This window comes from Neisseria montereyensis, assembly GCF_024834045.1.
Lineage (GTDB): Bacteria > Pseudomonadota > Gammaproteobacteria > Burkholderiales > Neisseriaceae > Neisseria > Neisseria montereyensis.
The window spans coordinates 65,001-80,044 of the sequence record NZ_JANUXW010000004.1; the positions used below are offsets into that span (position 1 = coordinate 65,001).

Here is a 15,044-nt window from a genome sequence, read left to right on the forward strand (position 1 = left end):
CGGCCTTATTCTTTATTACGGCCATTCCAAAAATAACGCCATACAAAAGCCGGAAAAGCGAAAATCAGATAGAGGCACACAGCAACGACATAAAACTCCCACTCCTGATGGTGCACAATCCCTGCTCTTGACTCAAGTAACCATGCTAAAGCCGCCGTAATACAAAAACCCACGAACAGCTCAAACAAATGATGCCCGATATGTTTGCGTTTCAGCTTAAAAACACCCAATAGCCGTTGTGTTAAAAACGGCGCATTGGCAAAAATAAAGGCCAGCAGTAATAAAATATACATTGAGGAAGTCATATATCAAACCTTTTCAGACGGCCTTAAATTATAAGAGACTCATAAAATGCAACAACTAAACGCACGAAAACCCTTCTTTTAATGTTTTGCAAAACTGCTGTATTTTTCAAGTAGCTTATTTGTAGACAGTCAATAAAGTAGATTTATCTAAAATCTATAATTATCACGCTAAATAAACTCGCTATCTAAACAAGACATCATATTAACAAAAACGGCAGCTTTCAGGCTGCCGTTTAAACACTAACCTTTATCCTCAATCAAAATTAAAAGGTTCTTTCCAATGCTTTTAAACACCAATCCATCACACTTTGCGGCAATACGCCCCAAACCAGTAATAAGAGTGCATTCACTGATAAAAATACTTTAGCCGTAATATTGCTTCCGATAGGTCTATCACTGGCAGCCTGATCAAAGTAGATGACTTTAACCACACGAAGGTAGTAGAACGCACCGATCAGACTCATTATTACCGCAAAAACCGATAAGGCAACGAGTCCTTGGGCAAGCAAAGCTTTAATCACTACGAATTTGGCATAAAAACCCATCAGCGGCGGAATACCTGCCATTGAGAATAACGCCAACATCATCAAAAATGCATACCAAGCATTGCGTTGGTTTAAACCGGCCAAATCGCTAATTTCTTCGCATTCAACCGACTCGTTTGACAACAACATCAACACGCCGAAACCTACCAAGCTCATCAATACATAGGTAATCGCGTAATACAACCCGGCAGTAAACCCTAAAATTTCACCCATAAATGCCAATAAAATAAAGCCCATGTGTGAAATAGTAGAATAGGCAAACATACGTTTGATATTGGTCTGCATAATAGCAGCTAAGTTACCGATACCTAGGGAAGCAACGGCTAAAATAGCCAACATTTGCGTCCAGTCTTGACGTACCGTACCCAATGCAGTTACCAACATACGGAAGGTAAAAATAACTGCCGCAATTTTGGGAACCGTACCAACAAAAGCAGCAACCGAAGTTGGTGCACCTTGATAAACATCGGGTACCCACATATGAAACGGTACGGCACCTAATTTGAATGCGGCCGCTACTACAATAAAAATCAAACCAAGTTTCAGTAACCAGCCTTGAGCCTGGCCTTCATAATCGGTTGCCAATACGGTAGCGAACTCCAAAGAACCGGTTGCACCGTAAACCATTGAAATACCATAAAGCAGCAAACCGGATGCCAATGCACCCAATACAAAATATTTCAAGGCCGCTTCAGCTGCTTTGGCCGAGTCTCTACGCAAAGCAATCATGGCATATAGGGAAAGAGAAAGCAGTTCCAAACCGATATAAGCCGTTAAGAAATGCCCTGCACTCACCATCACGCTCATACCCATCAGAGCAAATAACGATAAGGTATAAAACTCGCCCTTAAAGATATTGCGATCCTGATTATAGGGTTTACTATAAATGAAGATGGCAAATATAACGGCATACATCACTAATTTGGATAATTGCGACATGCCGTCTGCAATATACATTCCGCTAAAGGTAGAAATACTTTGGGTAGTCCATACGCTTATTTGTGTAGCGGCAACCGCCACCAAAGAAAGCAGGCTTAAAACATGGGTAATATAACGGTTTTCATCTTTCACCCATAAATCTACTAATAACACGATACCCAATGCCGAAAGCAATACGATTTCAGGCATGGCAGGGATTAAATTTAAATCTGTCCAGTTCATTCACACACCTCAAATCTTGCTTTGTGCCACTTGGCTAATTAAATCATTAGCAGCCTGATGGATAACTTCAATAAAAAAGTTCGGATACAAACCCATGCCCAATACGAATACTGCCAGTACCGCTAAAATTAAAAACTCACGGGCATTAACATCTTTCATGTTTTGAACTTCAGGATTTTTAATTTCACCGAAAATAACCCGTTTATACATCCATAATGTATAAGATGCACCGTAGATTAATGTGATGGCAGCCAGCATACCTATCCAGAAGTTCACTTCGACACCACCCATAATCACCATAAACTCACCCACAAAACCAGATGTAGCGGGTAAACCGGCATTGGCCATACCGAACAACATCATAAAAGCGGCAAATTTAGGCATAACATTTACGACACCCCCGTATTCTGAAATCTCACGGGTATGTAACCGGTCATACATAACGCCGATACACATAAACATTGCGGCAGAAACAAAACCGTGGGAAACCATTTGAATAATGGCACCTTTTAAAGCCCAATCATTCAATTGCCCGTTCAAAAATAAAAACATACCCAACGTTACAAAGCCCATATGGCTGATCGAAGAATAAGCCACCAATTTCTTCATATCGGTTTGAACCAAAGCCACCATGCCGATATAAATCACGGCAATCAAACTTAAAACAATAATAACAGGAGCGAAATAACGTGACGCATCAGGTAATATCGGCAGAATAAAACGCAAGAAGCCGTAAGCACCTACTTTTAACGTAATCGCTGCCAAAACCATAGAGCCGCCTGTCGGTGCTTCAACGTGGGCATCCGGCAACCATGTATGTACCGGCCACATCGGTACTTTTACGGCAAATGATAAGAAGAATCCGATAAACAACAATTGTTGGATACCAAGCGGAATCTGTTTTAAGTTTTGGAAATCAACAATGGCAAAACTACCGCCGGTTTGGTAAGACAAATACACCATACCCACCAGCATCAACAGGGAACCCATTAAGGTATACAAAAATAATTTGACCGATGCATAAACACGGCGCGGGCCACCCCACATACCGATAATCAAATACAACGGAATCAACATACCTTCGAAAAACACATAAAACAAAATTGCGTCTTGAGCAGAAAATGCGCCGTTAATCAAACCGGACATAATCAGGAATGCGGCCATATACTGTGCCGGGCGCTTTTGTACCACTTCCCAACCTGCTAAAACCACCATTAAAGTAATAAAAGCATTAAGGATAACAAATAATACGGATATGCCGTCCACGCCTAATGCATAATTAATATTTAATGCAGGAATCCATTGATGGAATTCGGTAAACTGATAGCCTCCGTTTAAACGATCAAACTCTGTAAACAAGGGGATTGTTACCAAAAATCCGGCCAGCGAACCGATAAGGGCAAGTATGCGTGCCAAAGGGGCGCGGTTATCCGATCCCGTTGCCAGCACCAGCACACCGGCAATAATCGGCGTCCATATTGCCAAGCTGAGTAAGTTGTTGAAAAACATAGTCATAGCCTGTGGTTTATCAAAATAAAAATTTGTTGTTATCGAAGATGCTGCATTTTTTCAGCTTTATTCCAAATTTATGGAAACTGTATTTTTCAGATTGGCCGTCTGAATAAATATGATATACCGGCATCCAACTTCATCAATATTCTGAGTAAATATGATTCAATGAAATTTTAGAGAATCCGGCCAATAGAGGTAAAAGATTAGCAATCATCCAATCTTTTACCCATATTATCTATCATCATTATATTTAAGGATTTTGTTGATACTTTATATTATTCCGTATAAATTGATTTCAGACGGCATGAGTATTACTGAAACCATAAGCTCCAGAAAAATGCCACAATGAGTACCAAAACACCAAATACCATAAATGCGGCATAAGTATAAATAAACCCTGTTTGCATTTTACGAACCTGTGCGGCAACAGCGCCAACCAATTTTGCCGAACCGTTCACAATGCCGTTGTCAATGATAGCGGTATCACCCACTTTCCAGAAGAAAGTACCTAATGCACGGCTACCTTTTGCAAAAACATTGTAATAAATAATATCCAGGTAATATTTATTATCTAGCAGTTTATAAATCGGACTGAAAGCAGAAGCAATTTTTGCCGGCAAATGGGGCGCCTTAATATATAGGAACCAAGCAGAGAGTACGCCAGCTATTGCCAGATAAAGTACAGGTGAATGCAAGCTATGTGACAACATCGCTACAGGACCATGAAACTCTTCTTTCATGTGCTCCATCACAGGATGGATTTCATTATTGACATAAATCACACCTTTAAAGAAATCACCATACAGCATCGGTTCAATCACAATATACCCAATGATAAAAGAAGGAATGGCAAGCAAAATCAATGGAATAGTAACAACCAATGGGCTTTCATGAGGATTATCGTTTTTACCTAAGCCATGATGATGTCCTTCATCATGATGATCATCATGGTGCTCAGGTAATTCACGCCATTTTTCCTTACCGTGGAAAACCATAAAATATTGGCGGAATGCATAAAATGCCGTTACAAATACACTGGCCAATACTGCAAAGTAAGCAAATCCGCTACCCGGTAAATGGCTCAACTGTACAGCCTCAATAATCGAATCTTTAGAATAGAATCCAGAGAATAGCGGTGTACCAATCAAAGATAAATTACCAATTAACATGGTTATCCAAGTAATAGGCATATATTTTTTCATATTGCCCATATGACGCATATCCTGATCATGATGCATCCCGATAATTACACTACCAGCAGCCAAGAACAACAATGCTTTAAAGAAAGCATGTGTCATCACATGAAACATCGCGATCGAATAAGCCGACACACCTAAGGCTACCGTCATGTACCCCAATTGAGATAATGTCGAATAAGCTACAACGCGCTTGATATCGGTTTGAATAGTGCCTAAGAAACCCATAAACAGAGCAGTAATCGCACCAATAATCATAATAAAGCTTAATGCCGTGGTTGAAAGCTCATAAATAGGAGACATCCGCGAAACCATAAACAGCCCGGCTGTTACCATTGTTGCTGCGTGAATCAATGCGGAAATCGGTGTCGGGCCTTCCATCGAGTCAGGCAACCATACATGTAAGGGAAACTGTGCAGACTTACCCATCGCACCCACAAACAATAACAAGCAGGTTACGGTAATCAAATCGGCACTACCAAAAATTTTCATGCCAACCACATTAGGAAGATAGGCAAATACATCTTGATAACGCAAACTACCGCCGAAATAAGCCAATACCAAACCAATGCCTAAAAGAAAACCAAAGTCACCGACACGGTTGGCCAAGAAAGCTTTTAAGCCTGAAAAAATGGCACTTTCACGTTTAAAATAAAAACCAATCAGCAGATAAGAAACCAAACCTACGGCTTCCCAACCGAAGAAGAGTTGGATGAAATTATTGCTCATTACCAACATCAACATGGAAAAGGTAAACAACGAGATATAGCTGAAAAAGCGTTGATAACCGGTTTCCTCATCATGCATATATCCGATGGTATAAATGTGCACCAATAAAGAAACGCTGGTAATCACTACCATCATCATAGCGCTTAAGGTGTCGATTAAAAAACCAACCGAAAACTCAATACCACCCATGGTTAACCATGTATAAGCGTTATCATCGAACCGGGTACGCGAGCCGTCGATAAAACCCCACAATACATATCCGGAAAGAACGGCAGAGATTGCCACGCCTAAAATAGTAACGGTATGCGCACCTGCCCGACCAATCATATTGCCGAACAAACCGGCCAGCAGCGAACCTGCTAACGGAAGCAGGGCAATGGCCAGATATAAACTCATATCACTCATAATTTCTCCGCTTAACCTTTCAGTTTGTTCAAGTCGACAACGTTAATCGTATTACGGTTGCGGAACACCAACACCATAATTGCTAAACCGATTGCTGATTCTGCCGCAGCTACTGTCAACACAAAAAAGACGAAAATCTGACCGGCCGTATCACCTAAATATTGTGAGAATGCGATGAAGTTAAAATTAACCGCCAGCAACATCAATTCAATCGACATTAATAAAACCAATACATTTTTACGGTTCATAAAAATGCCCATGGCACTGATGCCAAACAGTAAAGCGGCAAGTACCAAATAATGTGTAATTGTAATCATGCCTTGCCCTCCTCTTTCGGGCTATCGGAAGTTTCTTCAGCACTTTCAGACGGCTTCTGTATTACTGCATCCATTTTCACCATACGCATACGGCCTTCTTTAGCATTTACCCGAACCTGATCGGCAGGATTAATATATTTCGGATTAACCGTTTTACGATGTACCAATGCGATAGCAGCAACCATACCCAATACCAGCAAAACAGCAGCCAGTTCAAAAGGCAATAGATAAGTTGTATAGATTTGATGACCCAAATCACGCACATTGCTGTAATCAGCAGGAATATCTTTCATCGGACCGAAAGCAGCAAGATTGGTATCGGGCGCAATTAAAATCATAATCAACACAACAGCCATCAATACGCCGACAACAAAAGCAACGGGAGCATTACGCCAGAAACCTGCCCGCATTTCTTCTATATCGATATTCAGCATCATCACCACAAACAGGAACAGCACCATAACCGCACCTACATACACCACAACCAAAGTGATGCCCAAGAACTCAGCCTGCATCAGCATCCACATCATCGATGACATACAGAAGGTCAGCACCAAATACAAAGAAGCGTGCACAGGGTTTTTTGCAGTAACCGTTTTCACTGCGCCAAATAAAATAATGGCCGCAAGAACATAGAACATAATCACAGAAAAAGTCATATTCCTGCTCCTTTAGCGATAGGGTGCGTCTGCCGCTTTACGCTTGGCGATTTCACTTTCGTATTTATCGCCAATTGCCAGCAGCATCGGTTTGGTATAGTACAAATCACCGCGTTTTTCGCCGTGATATTCCAAAATATGGGTTTCTACAATCGCATCTGTCGGGCATGCTTCTTCGCAGAAACCGCAGAAAATACACTTCGTTAAATCAATATCATAACGGGTAGTTCTACGGGTTCCGTCTTCACGCTGTTCAGATTCGATATTAATTGCCAACGCCGGGCAAACTGCTTCACACAATTTACAAGCGATACAGCGCTCTTCTCCGTTAGGATAACGACGCTGCGCATGCAACCCCCTGAAACGTACCGATTGCGGTGTTTTTTCTTCGGGGAACATAATTGTTTCTTTGCGGGCGAAAAAGTTTTTGAGCGTTACACCCATACCTTTTACTAATTCACCAAGCAGAAAAGTTTTTACTAAGTTAGCCATTGTTAACCCTCTCTTGGGGGATGATGGTTATGGTTTATCAAATTTCTTTTATCTTCAGACTACCGAGCAACTTTGCCCTAACAACCTGAAAGCCCGTTGTTTATTACACCTAATTGTTATACCGGGCATTTCTATTTTTCTACGATCAAACAGCCTGATTTACTTCCATAAACTCAATGGTGAAATCATCCATAAACCAAGCAATACGATGCAGACAAATGTTACGGGGATCAATACTTTCCAACCCAAACGCATAATTTGGTCGTAACGATAGCGCGGGAAGGTGGCACGAATCCATAAATAGCCATAGAGAATAAAGGCCATTTTGGCAAACATCCAGAATGCACTTGGCGCACCAATAAAACCCCAGCTTTGCGGGAACGGAGACAACCAACCACCTAAGAACATAATAGATGTCAAAGCACCGATTAAAATCATGAAAATATATTCGGCCAAGAAGAACAGAGCGAATGCGAAGCCGGAGTATTCCACATGAAAACCGGCAACGATTTCAGACTCGCCTTCGGCCACGTCAAACGGAGCACGGTTGGTTTCGGCTACCGCAGAAATCAGATAAACAATGAATACTGGGAATAACGCAAACCAGTTCCAAGAGAAAATCGAACCGCCTGCAATGCCTTTGGCTTGCGCGGCAACAATTTCATTGAAATTCATACTACCGGAAACCATCACAACGCATACTAAAGCTGCACCCATAGCAATTTCATAAGAAATGGTTTGAGCAGAAGAACGCATAGCGCCGAGGAACGAATATTTGGAGTTAGACGCCCACCCGGCAATAATTACCCCATAAACCGACAATGATGTAATCATTAAAATATACAGCAATCCGGCATCCACATTGGTTAGCAACCATTCATCTGAAAACGGAATCACTGCCCACGCAGCAAAGGCCGGCATTAGGGACATCATCGGGCCGATATAGAATAAAGCTTTATTTGAAAGTTTCGGCCGGGTTACCTCTTTAAACAATAACTTTAAAACATCGGCAAACGGCTGAATCAAACCAAACGGACCGGTTACGTTCGGACCGACACGCAACTGCATATAACCGATAACTTTACGTTCGAAATAAGTCAGATAAGCTACGGTCAGAATCAACGGAATCAGGATAAGTACGATTTTTACAATAATCGATACCACCAATCCGATATTGCTGCCGATATCACCCATACCGAGTTGGGTGGCAAATAAGGCCTGGAACCATTCCTGCATGATTAAGCCCTCCCCAATTCAATACTGTCCATCAACGCACCCAACACTGCATTTTCAGTATGCAATGGTAAATGCACCACTTTTTCAGGTAAATAAGCATCGGCTTCAACGGCTACACGAATAAAATCCATACCCTGCCCTGCTTCTACAATAGCACCCTCTTGTAAACCTAACTCGGCCAAAGTAGCCGGATGTAGGCGGGCAACCGGTGCTTTGGCATGGCTTGTTGCCTGAAGCGGTGCCGAACGACGGACAATCGCATCGGAATGATAAATACCTACACCGCCGACACGAATCAGGCCTGAGGCCGTCTGAACAGACTCACCCTGCCACGTTGTTTGGTTATTTAATTTTTCGGCTAAAGCATCTTTATTAACCGCTTCTCTTAAAACTTGTTCGCTACTATCAAATTCAAAGCCCGGCAACTCAAATACATTACCCAATACACGAAGTACTTTCCATAACGGACGAGAATCGGCAAAACCTTTTACAACACCGTGGAATGACTGCAAGCGGCCTTCCATATTGATAAAGCTGCCGGAAGTTTCCGTAAACGGAGCAATTGGAAGCATCACGTCACATACTTCGCGCAATGTTTCGCTTTCAAAAGGTGTAAACGCCATCACACTTTGCGCCTGTTTCAGCGCTGCAACAGCTTTTCCACCGCGAGCCACATCGATTTCAGGCTCTACATTCATCAACAATACTGCTTTTTTAGGTTGTGCCAACATCTCTTGAACAGTATTACCACTATTCACCGCTAAAATATCGGCACCTACACTATTTGCAGCTTGAGGCAAGATGCCAAATGTAGCACCGGTAGCGGTTGCCAAGCTTTGGGCAGCTGCATAAATCGCAGCATAATCAGGATGGTTTTGTACTTCGGCTCCTAAAACAATAGCGGCTTTTTCAGCATTTTTCAGGCTGGCAGCAATACCATTTTCCAAATCTTGGGCAATAGCTTTCAAACGGCCTGCCCATTCGGCAGGATGCACGGTTTCATGTGCCAGCAAAGGCATATATAGCTCTTCTTTACTGCTGGCAATAATGCTGATTTGAGCATCAGTTTTAGCCGCATGACGCAAACGGGCTGTCAGCAAAGGTTGCTCTTTACGCAAGTTGGCACCTACTACCAATATCGCATCGGCACGACCAAAATCCTCAATGCTTTGACCAAGCCATTGCGCACCTTTCAGGGTACCGGTAAGGCGGTTGTCTTGCTGTTGCAAACGGGTATCAAAGTGTTGGATGCCCAATCCATCAGCCAATTTTTTAGCCAAATACAGTTCTTCCACGGTATTCATGGGGTTCGCCCAAATACCGACGGCATCTTTACTGTCTTCTTTCTGAATACAATCTAAAGTTTTACGCACATATTCTAATGCGGTCGGCCAATCAACATCGTGCCATTCACCGCCATGTTTGATCTTCGGATTTTTCAGACGGCTCTCATGATACAAACCCTCATAAGCAAAGCGGTCACGGTCGGCAATCCAGCATTCGTTAATACTCTCATTTTCTAATGGCAGTACACGACGGACGGTGTGCTCTTTGGTTTGTACAATTAAATTGCTGCCTAAGGCATCATGGGCAGAAATAGATTTACGACGGGAAAGCTCCCAAGAACGGGCGTCGTAACGGAACGGTTTACTGGTTAAAGCACCAACCGGACAAAGATCGATCACATTACCAGACAATTCGGTTTCTACTGCTTTACCGATAAACGGCATAATTTCAGAAAATTCGCCGCGGTTTGCCATGGCAATTTCCTGAACACCGGCAATTTCTTCGGTAAAACGTACGCAGCGGGTACAATGGATACAGCGGCTCATTTCCTCCGCAGATACCAACGGGCCCATATTTTTACCGACAACAGAGCGTTTTTCTTCTTGGTAGCGGCTGGAAGATTTACCATAACCGACTGCCAAGTCTTGCAACTGACACTCGCCCCCTTGGTCACAAATCGGGCAGTCCAACGGGTGGTTGATCAATAAGAACTCCATCACCCCTTCTTGTGCCTGTTTTGCCTTCGGTGAATGGGTATGAACGATCATCCCATCTGTTACCGGTGTTGCACAAGCCGGTAAGGGTTTCGGGGCTTTTTCCACTTCTACCAAACACATGCGGCAGTTAGCGGCAATAGATAATTTTTTGTGATAACAGAAATGCGGAATATAAGTGCCCAGCTCGTGCGCCGCCTCCATGACGGTTGCACCTTGCTTCACTTCAATCTGTTTACCATCAATTTCGATTTGTAACATGGTTAATGTTCCTAGTTACGGATTTATTTAAAAATTTTTAAGCTCAGGCACACTGTTATACTGCCTGCAATATCGTATTAATCTTTACTGTAAAACCAATATTGATTCATTTTTGCTAAAAAGTCAGGAGTAAGTGCATAACCACTTTGCTCACCAATCACACTGTCAATCCCACAATAAGGACACCATACAGTTTCTTCACCATCTTGTTCCGGTACAAAATCTTCTGCCTGTAACTCACTTGATGAAAAAATTTTTTGACAGTAAAAGCAGCCACATACTTGTGTTTTCTTGAGCATTTCGCCATTACGACAAGCAAATCTATGGGCATCAAGCAAATGCTGTTCTAATTGGTCATTTATTTCTTCCAAATTAACACCACTTATGTGTTTTAGCCGGGCCACCGTGCTCAATATAATGTTCAAACTCATGTCTGAAGTGCTTCGTAAAGCTGCGAACCGGGAATACCGCGGCATCAGCTAATGCACAAATTGTACGGCCGGCCATATTGTTACCAACAGACTCTAATAATTCTAAATCTTCAGGGCGGCCTTTACCGGTGGCAATTCGGTGAACAATGCGATACAGCCAACCGGTACCTTCACGACAAGGCGTACATTGACCGCAAGATTCTTCATGATAAAAATAGCTCAGGCGTTCCAGTGCTTTTACCATGCATACATCTTCATCCATCACGATAATGGCACCGGAACCAAGCATAGAACCTGCTTTAGAGATAGAGTCATAATCCATATTCAACGTCATCATGACATCACCGGGCAATACGGGCGCGGATGAACCACCGGGAATAACGGCTTTGATTTTTTTACCGTCTTTCATACCACCGGCCATTTCTAACAATGTCGCAAATGGCGTACCCAATGGCACTTCATAGTTGCCGGGACGTTCAACATGACCGGAAATAGAAAATAATTTGGTACCACCGGCGTTTTCAATACCTTTATCGGCAAATGTCTGTCCGCCATCACGGATAATGAAGGGTACAGAAGCAAAAGTTTCGGTATTGTTAATAGTGGTTGGTTTGCCATATAAACCGTATGAAGCAGGAAAAGGCGGTTTGAAACGGGGTTGGCCTTTTTTACCTTCCAGCGATTCCAATAATGCGGTTTCCTCACCACAAATATAGGCACCGTAACCATGGGCTGCAAACAGATCAAAACTGAAATCAGTTCCCATAATATTTTCACCTAAGAAGCCTGCCTGACGCGCTTCATCCAGTGCTTTTTCAAACCGTTCGTAGCCTTCGAATATTTCACCATGAATATAGTTATATCCGGCTTTGGCGCCCATGGCATAGCCGGCAATAATCATGCCTTCAATCAAAGCATGTGGATTGAAGTTGATAATATCGCGGTCTTTAAATGTGCCGGGTTCGCCTTCATCTGTATTACAAACTACATATTTGGCACCGGGGAAGGAACGGGGCATAAAGCTCCATTTCAAACCGGTAGGGAAGCCCGCACCGCCACGCCCGCGCAAGCCGGATGTTTTTACTTCTGAAATTACGTCGTCTTGCGACATTTTTTCAGTGAGGATTTTACGCAAGGCTTGATAGCCGCCACGTTCTTGGTAGGCCGCGAGCGTCCAGCAGTCCGGAGTATGTGTATCAACATTTTCGAAGATGACACCTGATTGGTAGATAGCCATGTGCTTAACCTAACTATTTCTTTAACTTTTTAATCTAAGAATATCAATATGAATTTTTTCAATAACCGAAAAACTCAATAGTGCTTTATATTTAGTATATGAATGACTCATGTTTTACAGACAACTTCATTATTTTTAGCAAATACATACATCTGCTTTTAGTCCGTCTTTCATGACCACACGCACTCCCAAATACAACACTTTTACTCAACCGATTTCTATCAACTCTGACGGCACCCTATTCCGTCAATTCAATTCCGCCAACTTTTTCTCAATGGCTTCTTCAGTCATAAAACTGCACATTTTATGATTGTTTACCAACATAACAGGTGCATCACCACAAGCCCCCATGCACTCACCCTCAACTAAAGTATAGAGGCCGTCTGAAGTGGTTTCGCCAAAACCGATACCGAGTTTTTTCTGTAAATACTCAGCCGCACTAACACCGCCACGCAAAGCACACGGTAAGTTCGTGCATACTGTAAGCTTGTATTTACCTACGGGATGCAAATCATACATATTATAGAAAGTAGCGACTTCATAAGCTGCAGCCGGCGATATACCGACATAATTGGCAACAAACTCTATCACCTCAGCAGAAAGCCAATGTTTTTCTTCTTGCGCAATACGCAACGAAGCCATAATAGCGGAACGGCGTTGATCAGCCGGATATTTGGCCAACTCTCTATCAATTCTTTTTAAAGATTCAGCGGATAACATTATCGGTCTACCTCCCCGAATACGATGTCTTGCGTACCGATAATGGCAACAACGTCGGCCAACATATGGCCGCGTGCCATTTCGTCCATGCCTTGCAGGTGTGCGAAGCCGGGTGCGCGTATTTTCAGGCGGTAAGGTTTGTTTGCGCCGTCTGAAATCATATAAATGCCGAACTCGCCTTTCGGGTGTTCGACGGCGGTATAAGTTTCACCTTCCGGCACATGCATGCCTTCGGTAAACAATTTAAAGTGGTGGATTAAGTCTTCCATACCCATTTTCATTTCGGTACGTTTGGGCGGAGCGACTTTATGATTTTCAACGATAACCGGACCGGGATTGGCTTTTAGCCATTGCACACATTGTTTGATAATGCGGTTTGATTCACGCATTTCATTAATACGGCACAAATAGCGGTCATAGCAGTCACCGTTTACACCAACCGGAATATCGAAATCAACATTGGCATAGGCATCATACGGCGCTTTTTTGCGGATATCCCACTCAATACCGGAACCGCGCAACATCACGCCGGTAAAGCCTTTTTGCAACGCACGTTCCGGAGACACCACACCAATACCGACAGTACGCTGTTTCCAAATACGGTTATCAGTTAACAGGCTTTCATATTCATCTACACAAGCAGGGAAACGATCGGTGAATGCTTCGATAAAATCAAGCATAGTTCCTTCGCGTGCTTCATTCAGTTTTTTCAGCACTTTGGCATTACGGAATTTGCTTGATTCATATTTAGGCATAAAGTCGGGTAAATCACGATACACACCGCCCGGACGGAAATAAGCTGCATGCATCCGCGCACCTGAAACGGCTTCATACAAATCCATCAGCTCTTCACGCTCACGGAACGCATATAAGAATACGGTCATCGCACCGATATCCAACGCATGCGAACCGATACCCATCAAGTGATTCAAAATACGGGTAACTTCGGCAAACATCACGCGAATATAACGGGCACGCTCCGGCACTTCGATACCGACTAATTTTTCCACCGCCAAGCAATATGCTTGCTCGTTTACCATCATGGAAACGTAGTCCAACCGATCCATATAAGGCAATGCTTGCAAATAAGTACGGGTTTCGGCCAATTTTTCGGTGCCGCGGTGTAACAAACCGATATGAGGGTCGGCACGGACAATCGTTTCGCCTTCCAGCTCAAGAATCATGCGCAACACACCGTGTGCTGCGGGGTGTTGGGGGCCGAAGTTAATAGTATAGTTTCTTAATTTATTAGCCACCGTAATTCTCCTCGCGGACGATGCGCGGCGTAATTTCGCGCGGCTCGATGGTTACGGGTTGGTAAATAACGCGTTTCTCGGCTTCGTCGTAACGCATTTCGACATAGCCTGAAATCGGGAAATCTTTACGGAAAGGATGGCCGACAAAACCATAGTCGGTAAGAATACGGCGTAAGTCGGGATGGTTATTGAACATAATGCCGAATAAATCGAATGCTTCACGCTCATACCAATCGGCACTATTGTAGATTTCAACAACGGAATCCACTACCGGAAAATCATCATCAGGCGCCCAAACGCGGACACGGATACGTTGATTGTTTTTTACGGAAACCAATTGGCTGACAACAGCAAAACGTTTGCCCTCCCAAGGCTCGTTTTTATAAGCACTGTAATCCACACCACACAAATCAACCAATGATTCGAAATGTGCCTGCTCATTGTCACGCAGGGTTTTCATGATTTCGAAATAATTTTCGGCGCGACATTCTACGGTTATTTCATCTAAAGCCAAAGTCACTTTATCGGCTTTATCGCCCAATAGATTTTGGACAACCGGATACAAATCTTTTACATGCATCT

General features: G+C 43.0%; 14 protein-coding genes. All 14 read right to left on the reverse strand.

The features are described 5' to 3' along the window. Positions 1–5 precede the first annotated feature (5 nt). The 14 genes from NXS09_RS06315 to NXS09_RS06380 all read right to left on the reverse strand — a co-directional run bounded on the left by NXS09_RS06315 (position 6) and on the right by NXS09_RS06380 (position 15,042). Positions 6–305, reverse strand: coding sequence for a DUF2818 family protein (locus NXS09_RS06315; protein ID WP_259291706.1), 300 nt, complete (start codon positions 303–305; stop codon positions 6–8). A 263-nt stretch (positions 306–568) separates the two neighbouring features. Continuing rightward, a complete protein-coding gene (gene nuoN, locus NXS09_RS06320; RefSeq protein WP_259291707.1) occupies positions 569–2,011 on the reverse strand; it encodes an NADH-quinone oxidoreductase subunit NuoN in 1,443 nt (480 codons plus the stop codon). A gap of 9 nt (positions 2,012–2,020) precedes the next feature. After that, positions 2,021–3,520, reverse strand: coding sequence for an NADH-quinone oxidoreductase subunit M (locus tag NXS09_RS06325; RefSeq protein WP_259291708.1), 1,500 nt, complete (start codon positions 3,518–3,520; stop codon positions 2,021–2,023). 314 nt (positions 3,521–3,834) lie between these two features. After that, positions 3,835–5,853, reverse strand: coding sequence for an NADH-quinone oxidoreductase subunit L (gene nuoL / locus NXS09_RS06330; protein WP_259291709.1), 2,019 nt, complete (start codon positions 5,851–5,853; stop codon positions 3,835–3,837). Positions 5,854–5,864: 11 nt separating this feature from the next. Beyond that, complete coding sequence (gene nuoK, locus NXS09_RS06335) at positions 5,865–6,170, reverse strand: NADH-quinone oxidoreductase subunit NuoK (RefSeq protein WP_151049666.1); 306 nt, start codon at positions 6,168–6,170, stop codon at positions 5,865–5,867. Beyond that, a complete protein-coding gene (locus NXS09_RS06340; RefSeq protein ID WP_259291710.1) occupies positions 6,167–6,829 on the reverse strand; it encodes an NADH-quinone oxidoreductase subunit J in 663 nt (220 codons plus the stop codon). The genes nuoK and NXS09_RS06340 overlap by 4 nt, the downstream gene beginning before the upstream one ends. Positions 6,830–6,841: 12 nt before the next feature. Continuing rightward, positions 6,842–7,321: an NADH-quinone oxidoreductase subunit NuoI gene (nuoI, locus tag NXS09_RS06345; protein WP_151049662.1), complete on the reverse strand. Its 480-nt coding sequence runs from the start codon at positions 7,319–7,321 to the stop codon at positions 6,842–6,844. 159 nt (positions 7,322–7,480) lie between these two features. Then, the gene (nuoH, locus tag NXS09_RS06350) at positions 7,481–8,557 is read right to left on the reverse strand and encodes an NADH-quinone oxidoreductase subunit NuoH (protein ID WP_259291711.1); all 1,077 of its coding nucleotides are present in this window, start codon (positions 8,555–8,557) and stop codon (positions 7,481–7,483) included. A gap of 2 nt (positions 8,558–8,559) precedes the next feature. After that, positions 8,560–10,818: an NADH-quinone oxidoreductase subunit NuoG gene (gene nuoG, locus NXS09_RS06355; protein ID WP_259291712.1), complete on the reverse strand. Its 2,259-nt coding sequence runs from the start codon at positions 10,816–10,818 to the stop codon at positions 8,560–8,562. Between the two features lie 77 nt (positions 10,819–10,895). Next, on the reverse strand, positions 10,896–11,249 hold the full coding sequence (locus NXS09_RS06360) for a hypothetical protein (RefSeq protein WP_259291713.1): 354 nt from the start codon (positions 11,247–11,249) through the stop codon (positions 10,896–10,898). Continuing rightward, complete coding sequence (gene nuoF / locus NXS09_RS06365) at positions 11,191–12,486, reverse strand: NADH-quinone oxidoreductase subunit NuoF (protein WP_259291714.1); 1,296 nt, start codon at positions 12,484–12,486, stop codon at positions 11,191–11,193. The genes NXS09_RS06360 and nuoF overlap by 59 nt, the downstream gene beginning before the upstream one ends. Positions 12,487–12,732: 246 nt before the next feature. After that, positions 12,733–13,206 (reverse strand): NADH-quinone oxidoreductase subunit NuoE, encoded by a 474-nt coding sequence (nuoE, locus tag NXS09_RS06370; RefSeq protein WP_259291715.1) that lies wholly within the window; start codon positions 13,204–13,206, stop codon positions 12,733–12,735. Further along, positions 13,206–14,462, reverse strand: coding sequence for an NADH dehydrogenase (quinone) subunit D (gene nuoD, locus NXS09_RS06375; RefSeq protein ID WP_259291716.1), 1,257 nt, complete (start codon positions 14,460–14,462; stop codon positions 13,206–13,208). The genes nuoE and nuoD overlap by 1 nt, the downstream gene beginning before the upstream one ends. Then, a complete protein-coding gene (locus NXS09_RS06380; protein WP_259291717.1) occupies positions 14,455–15,042 on the reverse strand; it encodes an NADH-quinone oxidoreductase subunit C in 588 nt (195 codons plus the stop codon). The genes nuoD and NXS09_RS06380 overlap by 8 nt, the downstream gene beginning before the upstream one ends. Positions 15,043–15,044: the final 2 nt, after the last annotated feature.

What these genes read in the sequence shown, in the direction of transcription:
- NXS09_RS06315 (WP_259291706.1), bottom strand. Translation starts at nt 305, where the DNA reads ATGACTTCCTCAATGTATATTTTATTACTGCTGGCCTTTATTTTTGCC.
- nuoN (WP_259291707.1), bottom strand. Translation starts at nt 2,011, where the DNA reads ATGAACTGGACAGATTTAAATTTAATCCCTGCCATGCCTGAAATCGTA.
- NXS09_RS06325 (WP_259291708.1), bottom strand. Translation starts at nt 3,520, where the DNA reads ATGTTTTTCAACAACTTACTCAGCTTGGCAATATGGACGCCGATTATT.
- nuoL (WP_259291709.1), bottom strand. Translation starts at nt 5,853, where the DNA reads ATGAGTGATATGAGTTTATATCTGGCCATTGCCCTGCTTCCGTTAGCA.
- nuoK (WP_151049666.1), bottom strand. Translation starts at nt 6,170, where the DNA reads ATGATTACAATTACACATTATTTGGTACTTGCCGCTTTACTGTTTGGC.
- NXS09_RS06340 (WP_259291710.1), bottom strand. Translation starts at nt 6,829, where the DNA reads ATGACTTTTTCTGTGATTATGTTCTATGTTCTTGCGGCCATTATTTTA.
- nuoI (WP_151049662.1), bottom strand. Translation starts at nt 7,321, where the DNA reads ATGGCTAACTTAGTAAAAACTTTTCTGCTTGGTGAATTAGTAAAAGGT.
- nuoH (WP_259291711.1), bottom strand. Translation starts at nt 8,557, where the DNA reads ATGCAGGAATGGTTCCAGGCCTTATTTGCCACCCAACTCGGTATGGGT.
- nuoG (WP_259291712.1), bottom strand. Translation starts at nt 10,818, where the DNA reads ATGTTACAAATCGAAATTGATGGTAAACAGATTGAAGTGAAGCAAGGT.
- NXS09_RS06360 (WP_259291713.1), bottom strand. Translation starts at nt 11,249, where the DNA reads ATGAGTTTGAACATTATATTGAGCACGGTGGCCCGGCTAAAACACATA.
- nuoF (WP_259291714.1), bottom strand. Translation starts at nt 12,486, where the DNA reads ATGGCTATCTACCAATCAGGTGTCATCTTCGAAAATGTTGATACACAT.
- nuoE (WP_259291715.1), bottom strand. Translation starts at nt 13,206, where the DNA reads ATGTTATCCGCTGAATCTTTAAAAAGAATTGATAGAGAGTTGGCCAAA.
- NXS09_RS06380 (WP_259291717.1), bottom strand. Translation starts at nt 15,042, where the DNA reads ATGCATGTAAAAGATTTGTATCCGGTTGTCCAAAATCTATTGGGCGAT.